This is a genomic window from Streptomyces sp. NPDC007907, assembly GCF_042959365.1.
Classification (GTDB): domain Bacteria; phylum Actinomycetota; class Actinomycetes; order Streptomycetales; family Streptomycetaceae; genus Streptomyces; species Streptomyces indiaensis.
Genome location: NZ_JBIBKR010000005.1, coordinates 605,066 through 622,990, shown reverse-complemented (window position 1 = coordinate 622,990; position 17,925 = coordinate 605,066). Strand labels below are relative to the sequence as shown.

Genomic DNA, 17,925 nt, shown 5'->3' with positions numbered 1-17,925 from the left:
GACTCGGGGAACAGGCGCGATCATCATGAAGAACGTATCGACGGCGCTGACCATGCAGGACGCCATCCTCACCCTGCAGAAGTACTGGAGCGACAACGGCTGCATGATCACGCAGCCGCTGAACACCGAGGTCGGAGCCGGTACGGCCAACCCGGCCACAGCGCTGCGGGTGCTCGGCCCCGAGCCGTGGAGCGTCGCCTATGTGGAGCCGAGCGTGCGGCCGGACGACTCGCGTTACGGCGAGAACCCCAACCGGCTCCAGACCCACACCCAGTTCCAGGTGATCCTGAAGCCCGACCCGGGCAACCCGCAGGAGCTCTACCTGGGCAGCCTGCGCGCCCTCGGCGTCGACCTCAACGCCCACGACGTGCGGTTCGTCGAGGACAACTGGGCCTCACCCGCGCTCGGCGCCTGGGGGCTGGGCTGGGAGGTCTGGCTGGACGGCATGGAGATCACCCAGTTCACCTACTTCCAGCAGGTCGGCGGTGTCGCCCTGGACCCGGTGTCGGTGGAGATCACGTACGGCCTCGAACGCATCCTGATGAACCTTCAGGGCGTGTCCCACTTCAAGGACATCGCCTATGCGCCGGGCATCACCTACGGCGAGGTGTTCGGGCAGAGCGAGTACGAGATGAGCCGCTACTACCTCGACGACGCCGACATCGACACCAATCACCGGCTGTTCGAGTCGTACGCGGCCGAGGCCCGGCGCCTGCTGGACCTGGAGCTGCCGGTCCCGGCGTACACCTACGTACTGAAGTGCAGTCACACCTTCAACGTGCTGGATGCGCGCGGGGCGATCAGCACCACCGAGCGGGCCAAGGCGTTCTCGTTGATGCGGGGTCTGACGCACGAGACGGCCAAGCTGTGGGAACGGCGGCGGGCCGCGCTGGAGCATCCGCTCGGGCTGGCGGCGGCTCCGGCCCCTGCCGAGCGCGCCCCGCTGCCCAAGGTACCCGGCGTCGAGACGCTGCTGTTCGAGATCGGCGTGGAGGAGCTGCCGTACGCGGACGTCCCCGCCACCACCGAAGCGGTGCGCGAGTCGGTCACCGCCAAGCTCGCCGAGACCCGGCTGGGGCACGGCGCGATCAACGTGATGGCCACACCGCGCCGGATCGTGATCACGGTCGACGGGGTGCAGCCGCGGGAGCGGGACACCATGCGGACCGTGCGCGGGCCCAAGGTCGCCGCCGCCTACAAGGACGGCGCCCCCACCCCCGCTCTTCTCGGCTTCGCCCGCAGCCAGGGCGCCGAGGCGGCCGACGTGCGCGTGGTCGAGAACAACGGGGTCGAGTACGTGGCACTCACCCGTCACGAGGAGGGCCGCCCGGCCGTCGAGGTGCTGAGCGACCTGCTCGCCGAGGTCGTCTCCGGGCTGCGGGCGGGGCGCAACATGCGCTGGAGCGACCCGGGGCTGTCCTTCTCGCGTCCCGTGCGCTGGCTGCTCGCGCTGCTGGGGCGCACTCCCCTGCCCGTGGTGGTCTCCTCCCTGTCGTCCGGCGACACCACACGGGTGCAGCGCCAGGCCCCCTACCCGGAGGTCCGGGTCACCTCCGCCGAGGGCTACCCCCACTTCCTGCACATGCACGGCATCCTGCTCGACCGCGAGGCCCGTCGCGGCGCGGTCGTGCGCGGTGCCCTGGAGGCGGCGGCCGAGGTGGGCGGACGCATCGACGTGGAGGACCAGGCCGGGCTGATCGACGAGATCACCGACATCCTGGAGTTCCCGTACGCCGTGCGGGGCTCGTTCGACGAGCGCTACCTGGAACTGCCCTCGAGTGTCCTGACCACCGTGATGCGCAAGCACCAGCGCTATCTGCCGGTGCTGGACGGCGACCGGCTCATGCCGCACTTCGTGACGTTCGCCAACGCCCTGTGCGACGACGACGTGGTGCGGGCGGGCAACGAGGCGGTGCTGCGGGCCCGTTACGAGGACGCCGCGTTCTTCTGGCGGGCCGATCTGAAGGTGGCTCCGGAGGAGTTCCGGCGCCGGTTGGACAAGCTGACCTTCGAGGACCGGCTCGGGACAGTCGCCGACCGTGCCGTCCGGCTCGCCTCCCTCGCCCAGGACCTGGCCGGGCGGGCCGGGCTCCCGGAGGACTCGGTGGAGGTCGTGCGGCGGGCCGGCGCGCTGGCCAAGTTCGACCTGGCGTCCCAGATGGTGATCGAGTTCTCCGGGCTGGCCGGGGTCATGGCGGAGGAGTACGCCCGCCGGGCCGGGGAGTCCCCCGAGGTCGCCCGTGCCCTGGCGGAGATGGAGCTGCCCCGCTCCGCCGGGGGCGCCCTGCCGGCCGGGGACGCCGGGGCCGTGCTGTCCCTCGCCGACCGGTTCGACCTGGTGACGGGCATGTTCCTGATCGGCGCCGCACCGACCGGGAGTTCCGATCCGTACGGGGTGCGCCGGGCCGCGATCGGGCTGCTCAACGTGTTGCGCAGCGTGCCCGCCGTGGCCGGAGTGCGGGTGAGCGAGGGGCTGCGCGCGGCGGCCGTACGCTACGCCGCCCAGGGCGTCGAGGTGCCCGCAGAGCGGGTCGCCGAGGCCGCCGAGCTCATCACCCGGCGCTACGAGCAGCAGCTCACGGACGCCGGGCACGAGCACCGGCTCGTTCAGGCCGTACTGGTGTGGGCCGACCGGCCCGCCCACGGCGACCGCACGCTGGCCACGTTGGAGCGGCATGTTTCCAGCGAGGCGTTCGAGGCGCTGGCCGCCGCCTTCCAGCGGGTCGTGCGGATCCTGCCCGAGGGCGGCGCCGAGGCGTCCGATGCGTCACTGCTGACCGCCCCGGCCGAACTGCGCCTCGCCGAGAGCGCGCAGGCCGTCCGGCAGGCGCTGCAGGGGCGGGAGGACGATCTCGGCGCGCTGATCGAGGTCTCCGCGCCGCTGGTCGAGGCGATCGGCGTCTTCTTCGACGAGGTGCTGGTCATGGACCCCGACCCGGCGGTCCGGGCGGCGCGGCTGGCGCTGCTGAGGGACGTGGCGGGGCTGGCCCGGACGACCCTGGACTGGGGAGCGCTGTAGACAGCAGACCGGGGGCGTGTTTCACGTGAAACGAGACTGTTTCACGTGAAACGCCGCCCCCGGCTCCGGTCAGTCGATCGACCGGGTGGTCAGACCGCCATCAGCGGGGCGTCGGAGCGCCACTTCAGGACCTTGTCGAAGCTCACCACGGCTCCGCCCTTGCCCGGCTTGTTGCCGATGTGGACGTGGTCGGCGAGCTCCTCGATGAGACACAGCCCCCTGCCGTTCTCCGCGTCGCAGTGCGCGGGACGGATCGGCGGGCGGGAGCGGCCCGTGGGCGCCGCGGGAAAGCCCGGGCCCGCGTCCGCGACCTCGATCCGGCACGTCTCGCCGTCGAGGTAGGCGGTGACCCGGTACGCCTCCGAGCCGGGGCCGCGTCCGGTGTCCCCGCCGTGCTCCACGGCGTTCGCGCACGCCTCGCTGAGGGCGACGGAGAGGTCGTAGGAGATGTCCGGGTCGACGCCCGCGGTCTCCATCGTGCCGATCAGGAGGCGGCGGGCGAGCGGCACGCTCGCAGCTTCGCGCCGCAGATGGAGTGACCACCAGATGCTCATGCTCCAGCCTCCCGGCCGCGGCTCGACATACCGTTACGTATTGCCCCGAGTCCCCCTGTGTAAGCGTGAAGTTGACGTGACGCCGCCCATACGGCGGATGCGCGCTGGTCCTGATCGGTGTATGTGGGGGGCAGGTATCGGTGCATCCGGGGGCGTGCGGGGCCAGAGTGTGACGTTCCGCTCGTACGGCATCTTGTGGACCTGCCGCACGACGCCTGCGGGGCCAGTGCGATGATGAGCCCGCCATGTCTGCCCCCCACGCGCGCGCGACGCGCTCCGGACACACGCTCCGGTTCCTTCGGGCCGCGGTGTTCGCCGCGGTCTGCGTCGTGCTGGCCGGGGCAGGTCACGCGCTCGCCTCCTGCGACACCATCCCGCTGTGGACACTGGGCGCCGGGTTCCTCGGGGTGGCCGCGGTGGCCGCCCCGCTCGCCGGGCGCGCGCGCTCACTGGCGGGGGTCGCCGCGCTGCTCGCGGTCGGCCAGACGGTGCTGCACACCCTGTTCGGCCTCGGCCAGCACGGTACGGCCGTCGCCACGTCCTCGGCGCCCGTGGGCGGGAGTGACGCCGCGCTGGTCCAGCAGGCCGCACGGTTCGTGTGCGGTACGACAGCGGCCGCCATCAGCCCGGCACAGGCCCACCGGATCCTCACCGACGCCCGGATCCAGCCGCCCACGGGCACGCACAGGCATCTGGTCGCGGACACCACGTCCGGGGACCCCGCCTCGCTGTGGCCGTCCCTGCCGATGCTGCTCGGCCACGTCCTCGCGGCCCTGGCCGCCGGCTGGCTGCTGCGCCACGGCGACCTCGCCCTGCTGCGGCTCACCCAGCTGTCGGCGCAAGGAGTCGCCGAAGGGGCGCTGATGCGCTCCCTGCGGGCCGCTCTCGCACTGGTCCGCGCCCTGCGCGCCGGACTCCCGGGAGCCCCGCAGGCCCACCCCCGCCCGGCGCACACCACGCAGTCCGCCCCGCCGACGCCCCGCACGGCGGCGCTCCAGCACACCGTGATCCGACGCGGCCCACCGGCCGCCACGGTTTCCGCAGCCGCACTCGCCCTCGTCGCCTGACGCGACGCGACCACCACCACTCCGCTTCCGCGGAGGAGGGGTTGCCGTCGTGCGGCACGCGCGTGTGCGCGCTACCCCTCCTTCCTCATTCAGACCGACTCACAGCGGAGTGCTCCTTCCATGAAGGCTTCCCGTATCGTCGCGGCCGGTGCCGCCGCCGGTATCACCGTTCTCGCCCTGTCCGCCCCCGCCTTCGCGCACGTCAGCGTGCAGCCCGAGGGCACGGCCGCCAAGGGCGGCTACGCGGTCATCGACTTCAAGGTCCCCAACGAGCGCGACGACGCCTCGACCACCAAGCTCGAGGTCACCTTCCCGACCGACCACCCGCTGGCCTCCGTCATGCCGGAGCCCATGCCCGGCTGGAAGGTCGAGGTCACCAAGTCCAAGCTGGAGAAGCCGCTGGAGATGCACGGCGAGAAGATCACCGAGGCTGTCTCCAAGGTCACGTGGACCGCCGACGGCAAGGGCATCGAGCCCGGCTACTTCGAGAAGTTCCCGCTCTCCGTCGGCCAGCTGCCCGAGGACACCGACCAGCTGGCCTTCAAGGCCCTGCAGACGTACTCCAACAAGGAGGTCGTCCGCTGGATCGAGGTGCCGCAGGAGGGCAAGGAGGAGCCCGACAACCCGGCCCCGGTGCTGCAGCTGTCCGCCGCCTCCGAGGACGGGCACCACGGCGCCGCGGCCGATGAGGACTCCGACGCCAAGTCGGCCGAGAAGGCCTCCGCCCACACCTCCGCCTCCGACTCCGCCTCCTCCGACGGCACCGACACCACCGCCCGGGTGCTGGGCGTCGTCGGCATCGTGGTCGGCGCCGCGGGTGTCGCCTACGGCGTGCTCGCCGGACGCCGACGGGCCACCGCCTGAGACTGCCTCCGTTGACGGCGCGCGCCGGATCCCCGCTTCGGGCGGGGCACCCCGGTGCGCGCCGGGTCACCGACATCTGGGACATTTTTCTATGCGCACCAAGACCTTCGCCGCGGCCGCGCTGCTCGCCGCCGCCTCCCTGACCCTGACCGCCTGCGGCAGCGGCGACGCGAGCGACCAGCCCGTCTCCGTGGTGTCCGAGGAGGCCGGTGCCGACAAGGCCGCCACCGTCCTCGACAAGCCGTTCGAGAAGCCGGACCTGGTCCTCACCGACACCCAGGGCAAGAAGTACGACCTCCGCAAGGAGACCGAGGGCAAGCCCACGCTGATCTACTTCGGCTACACCCACTGCCCCGACGTCTGCCCGCTGACGATGAACAACATCGCCGTCGCCAAGAAGCAGCTGTCCAAGGCCGAGCAGGACCAGCTGCGCGTGGTGTTCGTCACCACCGACCCCCAGCGCGACACCTCGGCCGAACTCGGCAAGTGGCTCAAGGGCATCGACACCCGGTTCGTCGGCCTCACCGGTGACTTCGCGACCATCCAGGCGGGCGCCCGCACCCTCGGCATCTCCATCGAGCCGACGCGCAAGGACAAGAACGGCAAGACGATCTCCGAGCACGGCACCCAGGTCATCGCGTTCTCCCCGAAGACCGACGGCGGCTACGTGCTCTACGGCGAGGACGCCGACGTCGACGACTACACCAAGGACCTCCCCAAGATCATCAAGGGGGAGAACCCGTGAGGCGGCGACTCGCCCCGGCGGCCCTCGCCATAGCCGGTGCCCTGGCCCTGGCGGGCTGCGGCGGCTCGGACTCCGACAGCGGAAACGATTCGGGAAAGCCTGAACTCTCCGCCGGCTCCGCCTACATGCCGCAGCCGGTGTCCGACGACATGGCGGCCGGCTTCCTCACCGTCACCAACAAGGGCGACGCCGCCGACGAGCTGACCTCGGTCACCAGCGACGTCGCCGGACAGGTCACCGTGCACAAGACCGTCGACGGGGCAATGCAGGAGGTCAAGAGCCTCAAGATCCCCGCGGGCGGCCGGCTGGAGCTGAGGAGCGGCGGCGACCACCTGATGTTCGAGCAGCTGAAGAGCAAGCCCGAGGAAGGCCAGACGGTCTCCGTCGAGCTGCACTTCGCGCACTCCGACCCGGTGAAGGTCGAGATGCCGGTGAAGCCGCCGACCTACACCCCGACGACCGGACACTGAGGGAGGGACCTCCGTGACACAGACCATCGCCCCCCGCGTCCGGGCACTGGTGCTGCTGCTCCTGGCCGCGGCCTGCGCACTCCTGGCCGGAGCCGGCCCGGCCTCCGCGCACGCCGCGGTGACCGGCAGCGACCCCGGGCAGGGGGCGGTGGTCGACAAGGCCCCGGCCCGGATCTCGCTCACCTTCTCCGAGCAGGTCGCGCTGTCCGACGACTCGCTGCGCGTGCTCGACCCCGAGGGCAAGCGCGTCGACACGGCCAAGCCGGCCAACGTCAGTGGCACGACGTATGCCGTGCCGCTGCACTCGGGGCTGCCCGACGGCACGTACACGGTGGCCTACCAGGTGGTCTCCGCGGACAGCCATCCCGTCGCGGGTGCCTACACCTTCTCCATCGGGGCCCCCTCCAAGACCTCCGTCTCGGTCTCCGGGCAGTCGACGGACGACGGGGTCGTGGGCTGGCTGTACGGCTTCGGACGGTACGTGTCGTACGCCGGGTTTCTCGTGATGGCCGGCGGCGCCGCCTTCGTGCTCGCCTGCTGGCAGCGCGGTTCCGGGGTGCGGCCGGTGCAGCGGTACGTCGTCTCCGGGTGGGTCGCCCTCACCGCGGCGACCCTCGCGCTGCTGCTCCTGCGCGGCTCCTTCACCGGCTCCGGGAAGGTCGCCGACGTCTTCGACCTGTCCCTGCTCGGACAGGTGCTGCAGACCAAGACCGGCGCGGCCCTGGTGTCCCGGCTGCTGCTGCTCGCCGCGGCCGCCCTGTTCATCGCCGTGCTGTTCGGGGCCTACGACAAGCGGGAGGACGCCCGGGAGAAGAGGGACCTGACCTTCGGGCTCTCGATCGGCGGTGTCGTCGTGGCGGCCGGGCTCGCGGCGAGCTGGGCGATGTCCGAGCACGCCTCCGTCGGCCTCCAGGCGGGCATCGCCATGCCGGTGGACGTGCTCCACCTGCTGGCCGTCGCCGCCTGGCTCGGCGGGCTGGGCGCGCTGCTGGTCGCCCTGTACCGCGCGCCCGCCGAGACGCCCGTCGACGCGGCGGCCGTACGCCGCTTCTCGCAGGTCGCCTTCGGCAGCGTCCTCGTGCTGATCGCGACCGGGACGTACCAGTCCTGGCGCCAGCTCGGCTCCTGGTCGGCCTTCACCGACACCCGCTACGGCCAACTCCTCCTCGCCAAGATCGCCCTCGTGGTCGTCCTGGTCGGCATCGCGTGGATCTCGCGCCGGTGGACGGGACGGCTGACGGAGACGTCACCGGTGGCCGTATCGGCGGTACGGGAGAAGGAACGGGTCGGCGCGCGGACGGATGACACCGGCGCCGTGGAGCCCGCTGCCACCGGCCACGCGGCCGGAAGCACGGACGCCGTCGACGAAGCGGACCCGGTCGGCGAGGGCCAGGGTGACGACGAGCGCGACCGAGGCCTCGACACGGACGAACCATCCGGCAGCGAGCCCACAGCTACCGAGCCCACAGATACCAAGCCCGCCGGCACCGAGCCCGCCGGCAGCGAACGTGCCGCACAGCTCGCCCGGCAGCGGGCCGCCCGGGACGCCGCCCGGCGGAAGCGGATCCGGGACGCGGACCCGAACCGCTTCGGACTGCGCCGCTCCGTGCTGACCGAGGCCGGCGTCGCGGTCGTCCTGCTCGCCGTCACCACCGTGCTGACGCAGACCGAGCCGGGACGCACCGAGCAGGAGGCCAAGGCCGCCACCTCGTCCTCCGCATCCGCCTCCGCCGACACGGGCGCGTCCGGGGCACTGACCCTGAACATGCCGTTCGACACCGGCGGTGAGGACGGCAAGGGCATCGTCACCATCGACCTCGACCCCGCGCGCGTGGGCGACAACGAAATGCACGTCTACGTGGAGCGGCCCAACGGCAGGGCCTTCGACATCCCCGAGGTCAAGGTGGACTTCACCCTGAAAGCCAAGGACATCGGGCCCCTGCCCGTCGTCCCGGACCACCTCGCCACCGGACACTGGTCGGCGAACGGAGTGCAGATCCCCATGGCCGGCGACTGGAAGGTCGACGTGACCGTGCGGACCTCCGACATCGACGAGGTGACCGTCTCCAAGAACGCGCAGATCGGCTGAACGACCATGCCTGACCAGTCCCTCCCGAAGGCCCGCACCCCCGAGGCCGGCCCGGTGAAGAACGAGGCGGCCCCCACGCACGAGGGCATCTCACGGCGGCGGCTGCTCGGTACCGCCGGTGCCACCGGGCTCGTCCTCGGCACCGCCGGCGCCACCGTGGGCTACGCCGCCGCCCCCTCCGAAGCGGTCGCTCCCCTCACCTCCCTCGGCACGGACCGGGCGATGTTTCACGGGAAACATCAGCCCGGCATCACCGACGGCCTCCAGGCGCGCGGCCACCTCGTCGCCTTCGACCTGGCTGCGGGGGCCGGCCGCAAGGAGGCCGCCGCGCTGCTCCGCCGCTGGTCGGAGACGGCCCGGCGGCTCATGGCGGGCGAACCGAGCACCCACGGGGACACGGACGTCGCCCGCGACGCCGGGCCCTCCTCGCTGACGATCACCTTCGGCTTCGGCCACAGCTTCTTCGCCAGGACAGGCCTGGAGAGGCAGCGTCCGGCGGCCCTGGACCCGCTGCCCGAGTTCTCCTCCGACCACCTCGACAAGAACCGCAGCAACGGTGACCTGTGGGTGCAGATCGGCGCCAACGACGCCCTCGTCGCCTTCCACGCCCTGCGCGCGATCCAGAAGGACGCGGGCCGGGCCGCCAAGGTGCGCTGGCAGATGAACGGCTTCAACCGCTCACCGGGCGCCACCTCCCACCCCATGACGGCCCGCAACCTGATGGGCCAGATCGACGGCACCCGCAACCCCAAGCCGGGTGAGGCCGACTTCGACCAGCGCATCTTCGTGCCGGAGAAACCGGAGAAGGGCGAACCGGCCTGGATGGCGAACGGCTCCTACGCCGTCGTACGCCGAATCCGCATGCTCCTCGACGACTGGGAGCAGCTCTCCGTCAAGGCGCAGGAGGATGTCATCGGGCGGCGCAAGTCCGACGGCGCGGCCCTGTCCGGCGGCACCGAGACGACCGCGATGGACCTGGAGAAGACGGACGCCCAGGGCAACCTGGTCGTCCCGATCAACGCCCACGCCCGCATCACCCGGCCTGACCAGAACGGCGGCGCGGCGATGCTCCGCCGTCCCTTCTCCTTCCATGACGGCATCGACGCCGACGGGGTGCCCGACGCGGGCCTGCTCTTCATCTGCTGGCAGGCCGATCCGCTGCGCGGCTTCGTGCCCGTGCAGCGCAAGCTCGACCGCGGCGACGCCCTGTCGCAGTTCATCCGGCACGAGTCGAGCGGGCTGTTCGCGGTGCCGGGCGGGGCCGCCGAGGGGGAGTACGTGGGGCAGAAGTTGCTGGAGGGGTGAGAGTTCATTATTGGGTGGGATGGTTCGGCTTGTGGGGGATAGCGCTTCCGCGCGCCCATTAGGGTGAGGTCATGCCAGCGAGCTACGCGTATCTCGGCCCTGAGGGCACCTTCACCGAAGTCGCCCTGCGCACCCTCCCCGAGGCCGCCACCAGGGAGCTCATCCCGTACGTGTCCGTCCAGTCCGCGCTCGACGCCGTGCGCGCCGGCGAGGCCGAGGCCGCGTTCGTGCCGATCGAGAACTCCGTCGAGGGCGGCATCACCACCACCCTCGACGAGCTGGTCGCCGGCGCGCCGCTGATGATCTACCGCGAGGTGCTGCTGTCGATCACCTTCGCGCTGCTGGTCCGCCCAGGCACGAAGCTGTCGGACATCAAGACCGTCTCCGCCCACCCGGCCGCGCAGCCGCAGGTGCGCAACTGGCTGAAGAAGCACCTGCCGGACGCGCACTGGGAGTCGGCCGCCTCGAACGCGGACGCCGCGCGGCTGGTCCAGGAGGGTCAGTACGACGCCGCCTTCGCGGGTGAGTTCGCGGCCGCCCGCTACGGCCTGGAGGCCCTGGAGACCGGGATCCACGACGCGGAGAACGCCCAGACGCGGTTCGTTCTGGTCGGCCGGCCCGCCCGTCCCGCGGCGCCGACCGGCGCGGACAAAACCTCGATCGTGCTGTGGCAGCGCGACGACCACCCCGGTGGCCTGCGCGACCTGCTGGGCGAGTTCGCCACCCGCGGCATCAACCTCATGCTGCTCCAGTCCCGGCCCACCGGCGCCGGCATCGGCAACTACTGCTTCTGCATCGACGCCGAGGGCCACATCTCCGACCGCCGGGTGGCCGACGCCCTGATGGGTCTGAAGCGGATCTGCCTCCAGGTGCGCTATCTGGGCTCCTACCCGCGCGCGGACGTGCAGCCGGAGGAAGTGCAGCCACCGCGGCTGGGGACGTCCGACGAGGAGTTCGCGGGGGCGGCGGACTGGGTCGCGCGGTGCCAGGACGGGCGCTTCTAGCAGCTCACCGGCCCTTTCCGGGCCGGTCGTACCTGCTGATTGTCGTTATCCACAGGGGTTATCCACAGGTGCGCTTCTCGACCTGGGGACAAGTCGACAACGAAGCATGACTCAGTCGACAAATCGCCTATGAGCCCTGGATGCATCCATCCGTCGGCAGGTCATCCTTCGTCCACTGTTTTCCCTTGAGTAACTCTTAGGGGCGACCCATTTCCACTCGAAAGTGAGGGTAAAGCGGGTTTGCGCAGGGAATTCTCAGGGGCACCCATGCCTTCCGGAGTGATCAATTCCGCAGTCCACAGATCTTCCACACAGCCTGTGGATAACTTTCCGAGGGGCGTGCATTCCTGTGGACAACACACGGCCAAGTCCCGCTCCCCGCAAGGGATTCGCGTCAATGTGACGTCCGGCAGATGCCTCGTGCCGGGGACAGGCGATTGCTTAATTGACACTCCACGTAATTCACCCATAACGGTACGTATGCCACGCCGTGGATAGTGAGTCGTGGGCGGTCACCCCGCACCGGTAGCCTTGGGCGCGTGATTGACCTTCGCCTGCTCCGTGAGGACCCCGACCGTGTGCGCGCGTCGCAGCGCGCCCGTGGAGAGGACGTCGCGCTCGTCGACGCCCTCCTGTCTGCCGACGAGCGGCGCAGGTCGTCCGGCGTCCGCTTCGACGAGCTGCGCGCCGAGCAGAAGGCGCTCGGCAAGCTCATCCCGAAGGCGGCCGGCGACGAGAAGGCCGAACTGCTGAAGAAGGCGGGTCAGCTCGCCGCGGACGTCAAGGCCGCCGACGCGGACCGCGACGCGGCCGCGACCGAGACCCAGGAGCTCCTCCAGCGACTCGGCAACCTCGTCCACCCGCACGTGCCCGTGGGCGGCGAGGAGGACTTCGTCACGCTCGAGACGCACGGCACGATCCGCGACTTCGGCGCCGAGGGCTTCGAGCCGAAGGACCACCTGGCGCTCGGCCAGCTCCTCGGCGCGATCGACGTCGAGCGGGGCGCCAAGGTCTCCGGCTCGCGCTTCTACTTCCTCACCGGCGTGGGCGCGCTCCTGGAGTTCGCCCTGGTGAACGCGGCGATGGCGCAGGCCACCGCGGCCGGCTTCACCCCGATGCTGACCCCGGCGCTGGTCCGCCCCCAGTCCATGGCGGGCACGGGCTTCCTCGGCCAGGCCGCGCAGGACGTCTACCACCTCGCCGACGACGACCTCTACCTCGTCGGCACCTCCGAGGTCGCGCTCGCCGCGTACCACATGGACGAGATCCTCGACGCCGACCGCCTCCCCCTGCGCTACGCGGGCTTCTCGCCCTGCTTCCGCCGCGAGGCGGGTTCGCACGGCAAGGACACCCGGGGCATCTTCCGCGTGCACCAGTTCGACAAGGTCGAGATGTTCTCCTACGTCACTCCCGAGGACTCGCAGGCCGAGCACCAGCGCCTGCTGGAGTGGGAGAAGCAGTGGCTGACCTCGCTGGAGCTGCCGTTCCGCGTGATCGACGTGGCGAGCGCCGACCTGGGGGCCTCGGCCTCCCGCAAGTTCGACTGCGAAGCGTGGATCCCCACCCAGGGCAAGTACCGCGAGCTGACCTCGACCTCGGACTGCGCCGAGTTCCAGTCCCGCCGCCTGTCGATCCGCGTCCGTGAGGGCAAGCAGGTCCGCCCGCTGGCCACGCTCAACGGCACGCTGTGCGCCGTCCCGCGCACGATCGTGGCGATCCTGGAGAACCACCAGCAGGCCGACGGCTCGGTGCGCGTGCCCGAGGTGCTCCGTCCGTACCTGGGAGGCCGGGAGGTCTTGGAGCCGGTGGCCAAGTGAGCGACACGGCCTCCCCGGGCGCCTTCCCGTACCGGCTCGTCGCCACCGATCTCGACGGCACGCTGCTGCGCTCCGACGACACGGTGTCGCAGCGCACCCGTGACGCGCTCGCCGCGGCCACCGCGGCGGGCGCCGCCCACATCGTCGTCACCGGCCGTGCCGTCCCCTGGACCCGGCACATCCTCGACGACCTCGGCTACCAGGGCCTCGCCGTCTGCGGCCAGGGCGCGCAGGTCTACGACGCCGGCGCGCACCGCCTGCTGACGTCCGTGACGCTGGACCGGCAGCTGGCCGGGGTGGCACTGGCCAAGATCGAGGCGGAGGTGGGCCCGCTGCACCTGGCGGCGAGCCGTGACGGCCTCGACGGCGAGGTGCTGGTGGGCCCGGGCTACGCGGTCACGGGCAGCCTGCCCGCCACCCCCTTCACTGACGCGTCGGACCTGTGGTCCGCGCCCCTGAACAAGCTGTACATCCAGCACCCGACGCTGAGCGACGACGAGCTCTGCGAGGCGGCCACGCGCACGGCCGGCGGTTTCGTCACCGTCACCATGGCGGGCGCGGGCATCGTGGAGCTGCTCCCGCTGGGCCTGTCCAAGGCGACGGGGCTGTCCCTGGCGGCCCGCCGGCTCGGTCTGAAGGCGGCCGACACGATCGCCTTCGGCGACATGCCCAACGACATCCCGATGTTCGCCTGGGCCTCCTACGGCGTCGCCATGGCGGACGCCCACGAGGAACTGAAGGCGGTCGCCGACGAGGTGACGTCGTCCCACGACGAGGACGGCATCGCGGTGGTACTGGAGCGACTGCTGGGCTGAACCCCTGGCCCGGTGGTCGGAACCGCAGCTCAACGCCAGTGCTCAAGGCCCGCTATGAGGGCCTGGTCTTCAGGCCCCGATACTCAGGGTTCCATGGTGTTCGGCGGAGGATGCACGGATCGAACGTGCGCGGGCCTTCCGACCCGACCACGGTTGAGCAAACCGGTGCCTTACCACTCGGCCAATCCTCCGGGTGGGCGGCCCACGCGATGTGCGATTCGCGTGCTCGAAGCGGCCGCCCCGGGCAGCTCCCCGTGCGCGGCGGGTTCCACGGAGAGATAGTGGCTACTCCGGATCCCGCCGCCGGCTGCCCTGAAGGGAGCTGGGCGTACTGCCGTGCATGGACATCGCCCCGCTCCTCTCCCGGACTGTGGCGCCGGGCTCCAGGCCCGGCGGCGACGACAACCACTCTGCCCGCCGGGCGAATGGGACGCCACCGAATAAATCACCGGCTGCTACGGCCGCTCGTGATCAATACAGCTAGCGCCTGCGCCATCTGCGGCGGCGGGCCTCCTCAAGGCCGGGCTGCGTCACTCCTCGCCCGCGAGCGTGAGGGAACGCAGCTTCTGCCCGGCGTACCAGGTGGCCAGCACCGTGACGGCGACCAGCAGCACCGTCGCCGTCGTCAGGCCCACGTCGGAGGAGACCAGGTCCCCGCCGGACACCTTCTGCGCCACCGCCAGCGACCACTGCTGGACGCTCAGCGTGCGCGCACCCGGCACCAGGGAGCCGAACAGGGCCTCCCAGACCAGGGCATAGACCAGACCGAACACCACCGCGTGCCGGGAGACCGTGCCCAGCAGCAGGAACAGGGCCGCGTAGGCGATGGAGGCGACCAGCGCGGCCACCGTGTAGGCGACGGCGACCTGCTGGCCGTTGCCGTTGAGGATGAACCCGGCGATGAGCGTCGGCACGGCCGAGAACACCATGGTCACGGCGATGGCGACGATCAGCTTGGTGAAGATGATCGTCGGCCTCTTGATCGGCTTGGACAGCAGGTACACCACCGAGCCGTCGTCGATCTCGGGGCCGATCGCGCCCGTTCCGGCGATGACGCCGATGATCGGCACCATCGTGGCCAGGGCGAGTCCGCCGAGCAGGTCGGACGCCGTCTGGTCGTCCGCCCCGGCCAGGCCGCGCACGGCCACGGCGATCACGATCAGCAGCATCGGCAGGGCGCCGAGGATGAGGGCCCGGCGACGGCCGAGCAGGGCCCGGTAGGTGAGCCGGGCGACTGTGGGGTCGTACATCAGGGCCTCCTACGCCGCGACCAGGTACGAGAAGACGGACTCGAGGGACTCGTCGGACGGCGAGACCGTGAGCAGCCGGATGCCGTGGTCCCTGGCGACCTTGGGCAGCAGCGTGGTGAAGCGGCCGAAGTCGACGGCCTGGATGCGCAGCGCGCCCTCAGTGACGTCGACCTCGATGCCGGACGTCGACGGGTCGGCGATCAGCGCGGCCGCGAGGGCGCGGTCGTCGCTGGAACGCACCAGGTAGCGGTGCGGCCGGTCGGTCATCAGACGGCGGATCTTGCGGAAGTCACCACTGGCGGCGTGCCGGCCGGCGACGACGACCTCGATGTGCCAGGCGAGCTGCTCGACCTCTTCGAGGATGTGGGACGAGAACAGCACCGTGCGGCCCTCGTCGCCCATGCGGCGCAGCAGGTCCATCAGCTGCATGCGCTGGCGCGGGTCCATGCCGTTGAACGGCTCGTCCAGCAAGAGCAGAGAGGGGTCGTGCACCAGGGCGGAGGCCATCTTCACGCGCTGGCGCATGCCCTTGGAGTACGTCTGGATCTTGCGGTCCTGCGCGTACTCCATCTCGACCGTGGCGAGCGCCTTCTGGGCGGCCTTCGCGCCCAGGCCGTGCAGCTCGGCGTTGGCCAGGACGAATTCCTTGCCGGTGAGGAAGTCGTACATCGCCTCCCGCTCGGGGACGACGCCGATGTGCCGGTAGATCTGCTCGTTGCGCCACACGGCCTGGCCGTCGAGGGTGACGGTGCCGGTGGAGGGGGCCAGGAAGCCGCCCATCATGTTGATGAGGGTGGACTTCCCGGCACCGTTGGGACCCAGCAGGCCCGTGACGCCGGGGCCGATGGTCATGGTGATGTCGTTGACGGCGACCACGTTGCCGAACCAGCGGGAGACGTGGTCGATGTTGAGCGTGGTCACAGTCCCACCTTCTTGTAGCGGCGCATCAGGAGGCCGTAGCTCGCCGCGATCAGGCCCAGGGCGACGAGGACGTAGACGACGCCCTCGGCGGTGCTCGGGCCCACCCCGCTGGGGGAGGCGGATGTCGCGCCCAGGAACGCGGACTGCACACCGTCGACGATCGTGATCGGCGAGAACAGTCCGATCCACGGCACGGCGTCGCCGCTGCCCTGGGCGTCGGCGATGGCCTGGAGGGTGGAGACCGCGCCGTAGGTGATGGTCAGCACGGCGATCACGGCCGCGATGCCGAAGCCGCGGCGCGGGGTGACGGATGCGATGACCAGGCCGATGCCGGCGAACAGCAGTGAGAGCAGAGCCACGGAGACCAGCCCCTGTGCGAATCCCTTGGTCTGGTCGGCGAAGTCCAGCTTGGCCAGCAGCGCGCCCACGTAGAGCACGAGCAGCGGAGCGGCCGTGAGGACGAACAGCGCCGAGGCCAGGGCCGCGAACTTGGCGCGGACGTAGTCGGAGGTCTCGATGGGCCGCGAGAAGTACAGCGGAACGGTCTTGAAGCGCAGGTCCCGCGAGACGGACTGGGGCGCCTGCGAGGCGACATACAGGCTGATGACCGCCTGCATGATGATCGCGTAGCGCGTGTAGTCGACGGGCAGTTCCTTGGCCTTGGTGGCGACCGCGACGGCGACCATGATGGCCGCGGGCACGCACATCACCACGAAGAGCAGCATCGGCAGCACCTTCGACTTCACCGAGCGGCCGAGGCCGTAGGAGCCGCGCAGGGACTGCGAGTAAAGGGAGCGGCGGGCGTAGGCGCGGCCCAGGCGCGGGCCGTCGTAGTTGCGGTAGCCGATGTTGTGGATGCGGGTCTGGTCGCCCGGTGCCGGGGCGGGTGCCCCCGTGGAGTGCTCAACCGCCATGGCCGACCGCCTCCTTCCGCTGTTCGCGCTCGTCGCTACCGGTGAAGACCTCGGAGATGTGGTGCCGGCGCTGCTCCATGCGCACCAGGCCGAGACCGAGGTCCGCGATCACGTCCCGGACCAGGTCGTACGTCTCCTCGCCCTGCGCGGTGAGCAGCAGGACGTGGCCGGCGCCGGGCAGGCCGCTGCCGTCCTCGACGGTCACTCCGCGCGCGTGCAGCGCCTCGCGGACCGCGCGGGTGCCGTCCGGGTGCGCGTCGGAGTCGGTGACCTCGATCGCCAGGGTCGTGGTGGTCTGCGTGAAGTCCGTGGTGGAACTGGAGCGCAGGAGCTTGCCGCCGTCCACGACGACGACGTGGTCGCAGGTGCGCTCCAGCTCGCCCAGCAGATGGGAGGTGACCAGGACCGAGATGCCGAAGTCGGTGTGGATCCTGCGGATCAGGCCGAGCATCTCGTCGCGGCCGACCGGGTCGAGGCCGTTGGTGGGCTCGTCCAGGAAGACCAGCTGCGGGTCGTGGACGAGGGCCTGCGCGAGCTTGACGCGCTGTTTCATGCCGGTCGAGTAGCCGCCGATGGGGCGGTAGCGCTCCTCGTACAGCCCGACGTGGCGCAGGGTGTCGGCGGTGCGCTCGCGCGCGGCGGTGGGCGGCAGGCCGGACATGCGCGCCATGTGGACGACGAACTCGGTGGCCGAGACGTCCGGTGGCAGGCAGTCGTGCTCGGGCATGTAGCCGACCCGCTCACGGATGGCGGCGCCGTCGGTGGCGACATCGAGACCGAGCACTTCGGCGCGGCCCTCGGTGGCGGGGGACAGACCCAGCAGGATCTTGATCAGTGTGGACTTGCCGGCTCCGTTGGCTCCGACGAGTCCGGTCACACCGGGCCCGACGTCCACGGAGAGCCGGTCAAGCGCGGTCACCCGGGGGAACCGCTTGCTCAGGCTTTCGGTCGCGATCACAGTCACCCTACGAAGGTAGGGGCGGTGCGAGTGGCGGTCGTCACTCCGCAGAGCTGTCTTCGGATCAGCCCTGAGTATTACGGGCCCCTAGGGGAGCTGCTCCTTGAGAGTTACCACCACCCGGAAGCCCCTA

General features: G+C 70.9%; 15 protein-coding genes and 1 tRNA gene. 10 read left to right on the top strand and 6 right to left on the bottom strand.

Annotated elements, in window-relative coordinates; genetic code table 11:
- Positions 1-25 precede the first annotated feature (25 nt).
- Positions 26-3,019: a glycine--tRNA ligase gene (locus ACFZDI_RS23615; RefSeq protein ID WP_391253002.1), complete on the top strand. Its 2,994-nt coding sequence runs from the start codon at positions 26-28 to the stop codon at positions 3,017-3,019.
- Positions 3,020-3,108: 89 nt separating this feature from the next.
- Here ACFZDI_RS23615 and ACFZDI_RS23610 read toward each other — a convergent pair whose 3' ends face one another.
- Entirely contained in the window at positions 3,109-3,573 is a 465-nt protein-coding gene (locus ACFZDI_RS23610) for an ATP-binding protein (RefSeq protein ID WP_391253000.1), read from the bottom strand.
- A 245-nt stretch (positions 3,574-3,818) separates the two neighbouring features.
- On the opposite strand from ACFZDI_RS23610, the gene ACFZDI_RS23605 reads away from it, so the two are divergent.
- The 9 genes from ACFZDI_RS23605 (at position 3,819) to ACFZDI_RS23565 (ending at position 13,749) form a co-directional block, all read left to right on the top strand.
- Positions 3,819-4,640: a hypothetical protein gene (locus ACFZDI_RS23605; RefSeq protein WP_391252998.1), complete on the top strand. Its 822-nt coding sequence runs from the start codon at positions 3,819-3,821 to the stop codon at positions 4,638-4,640.
- 120 nt (positions 4,641-4,760) lie between these two features.
- Positions 4,761-5,504 carry a DUF1775 domain-containing protein gene (locus tag ACFZDI_RS23600; RefSeq protein WP_391252996.1) on the top strand — a complete coding sequence of 248 codons (744 nt, stop codon included), beginning with the start codon at positions 4,761-4,763 and terminating at the stop codon, positions 5,502-5,504.
- Positions 5,505-5,595: 91 nt separating this feature from the next.
- Complete coding sequence (locus tag ACFZDI_RS23595) at positions 5,596-6,249, top strand: SCO family protein (RefSeq protein ID WP_234750395.1); 654 nt, start codon at positions 5,596-5,598, stop codon at positions 6,247-6,249.
- Positions 6,246-6,719 (top strand): copper chaperone PCu(A)C, encoded by a 474-nt coding sequence (locus tag ACFZDI_RS23590; protein ID WP_234750393.1) that lies wholly within the window; start codon positions 6,246-6,248, stop codon positions 6,717-6,719. The genes ACFZDI_RS23595 and ACFZDI_RS23590 overlap by 4 nt, the downstream gene beginning before the upstream one ends.
- A gap of 13 nt (positions 6,720-6,732) precedes the next feature.
- On the top strand, positions 6,733-8,808 hold the full coding sequence (locus tag ACFZDI_RS23585; protein ID WP_391252993.1) for a copper resistance protein CopC: 2,076 nt from the start codon (positions 6,733-6,735) through the stop codon (positions 8,806-8,808).
- A 6-nt stretch (positions 8,809-8,814) separates the two neighbouring features.
- Entirely contained in the window at positions 8,815-10,113 is a 1,299-nt protein-coding gene (gene efeB, locus ACFZDI_RS23580; RefSeq protein ID WP_234750391.1) for an iron uptake transporter deferrochelatase/peroxidase subunit, read from the top strand.
- A gap of 71 nt (positions 10,114-10,184) precedes the next feature.
- Positions 10,185-11,117 carry a prephenate dehydratase gene (pheA, locus tag ACFZDI_RS23575; protein ID WP_234750390.1) on the top strand — a complete coding sequence of 311 codons (933 nt, stop codon included), beginning with the start codon at positions 10,185-10,187 and terminating at the stop codon, positions 11,115-11,117.
- A 539-nt stretch (positions 11,118-11,656) separates the two neighbouring features.
- Complete coding sequence (serS, locus tag ACFZDI_RS23570) at positions 11,657-12,934, top strand: serine--tRNA ligase (RefSeq protein ID WP_391252991.1); 1,278 nt, start codon at positions 11,657-11,659, stop codon at positions 12,932-12,934.
- Entirely contained in the window at positions 12,931-13,749 is an 819-nt protein-coding gene (locus ACFZDI_RS23565; RefSeq protein WP_234750388.1) for an HAD family hydrolase, read from the top strand. The genes serS and ACFZDI_RS23565 overlap by 4 nt, the downstream gene beginning before the upstream one ends.
- 104 nt (positions 13,750-13,853) lie before the next feature.
- On the opposite strand, the gene ACFZDI_RS23560 is transcribed toward ACFZDI_RS23565, so the two are convergent.
- The 5 genes from ACFZDI_RS23560 to ACFZDI_RS23540 form a co-directional block, all read right to left on the bottom strand.
- A tRNA-Ser gene (locus tag ACFZDI_RS23560) sits at positions 13,854-13,940 on the bottom strand.
- A 339-nt stretch (positions 13,941-14,279) separates the two neighbouring features.
- Positions 14,280-14,999 (bottom strand): ABC transporter permease, encoded by a 720-nt coding sequence (locus ACFZDI_RS23555; RefSeq protein WP_234750387.1) that lies wholly within the window; start codon positions 14,997-14,999, stop codon positions 14,280-14,282.
- Positions 15,000-15,008: 9 nt separating this feature from the next.
- A complete protein-coding gene (locus tag ACFZDI_RS23550) occupies positions 15,009-15,920 on the bottom strand; it encodes an ATP-binding cassette domain-containing protein (RefSeq protein WP_391252987.1) in 912 nt (303 codons plus the stop codon).
- A complete protein-coding gene (locus ACFZDI_RS23545; protein WP_391252986.1) occupies positions 15,917-16,834 on the bottom strand; it encodes an ABC transporter permease in 918 nt (305 codons plus the stop codon). The genes ACFZDI_RS23550 and ACFZDI_RS23545 overlap by 4 nt, the downstream gene beginning before the upstream one ends.
- Positions 16,824-17,792, bottom strand: a complete 969-nt coding sequence (locus ACFZDI_RS23540) for an ABC transporter ATP-binding protein (RefSeq protein ID WP_234750417.1) — start codon at positions 17,790-17,792, stop codon at positions 16,824-16,826. Before ACFZDI_RS23540 ends, ACFZDI_RS23545 begins: the two co-directional genes overlap by 11 nt.
- Positions 17,793-17,925 lie beyond the last annotated feature (133 nt).

Bases quoted from the DNA above. Each gene is read 5' to 3' on its own strand.
- efeB (WP_234750391.1), top strand. From the start codon at position 8,815: ATGCCTGACCAGTCCCTCCCGAAGGCCCGCACCCCCGAGGCCGGCCCG.
- ACFZDI_RS23610 (WP_391253000.1), bottom strand. From the start codon at position 3,573: ATGAGCATCTGGTGGTCACTCCATCTGCGGCGCGAAGCTGCGAGCGTG.
- ACFZDI_RS23555 (WP_234750387.1), bottom strand. From the start codon at position 14,999: ATGTACGACCCCACAGTCGCCCGGCTCACCTACCGGGCCCTGCTCGGC.
- ACFZDI_RS23600 (WP_391252996.1), top strand. From the start codon at position 4,761: ATGAAGGCTTCCCGTATCGTCGCGGCCGGTGCCGCCGCCGGTATCACC.
- ACFZDI_RS23595 (WP_234750395.1), top strand. From the start codon at position 5,596: ATGCGCACCAAGACCTTCGCCGCGGCCGCGCTGCTCGCCGCCGCCTCC.
- ACFZDI_RS23605 (WP_391252998.1), top strand. From the start codon at position 3,819: ATGTCTGCCCCCCACGCGCGCGCGACGCGCTCCGGACACACGCTCCGG.
- pheA (WP_234750390.1), top strand. From the start codon at position 10,185: ATGCCAGCGAGCTACGCGTATCTCGGCCCTGAGGGCACCTTCACCGAA.
- ACFZDI_RS23615 (WP_391253002.1), top strand. From the start codon at position 26: ATGAAGAACGTATCGACGGCGCTGACCATGCAGGACGCCATCCTCACC.
- ACFZDI_RS23545 (WP_391252986.1), bottom strand. From the start codon at position 16,834: ATGGCGGTTGAGCACTCCACGGGGGCACCCGCCCCGGCACCGGGCGAC.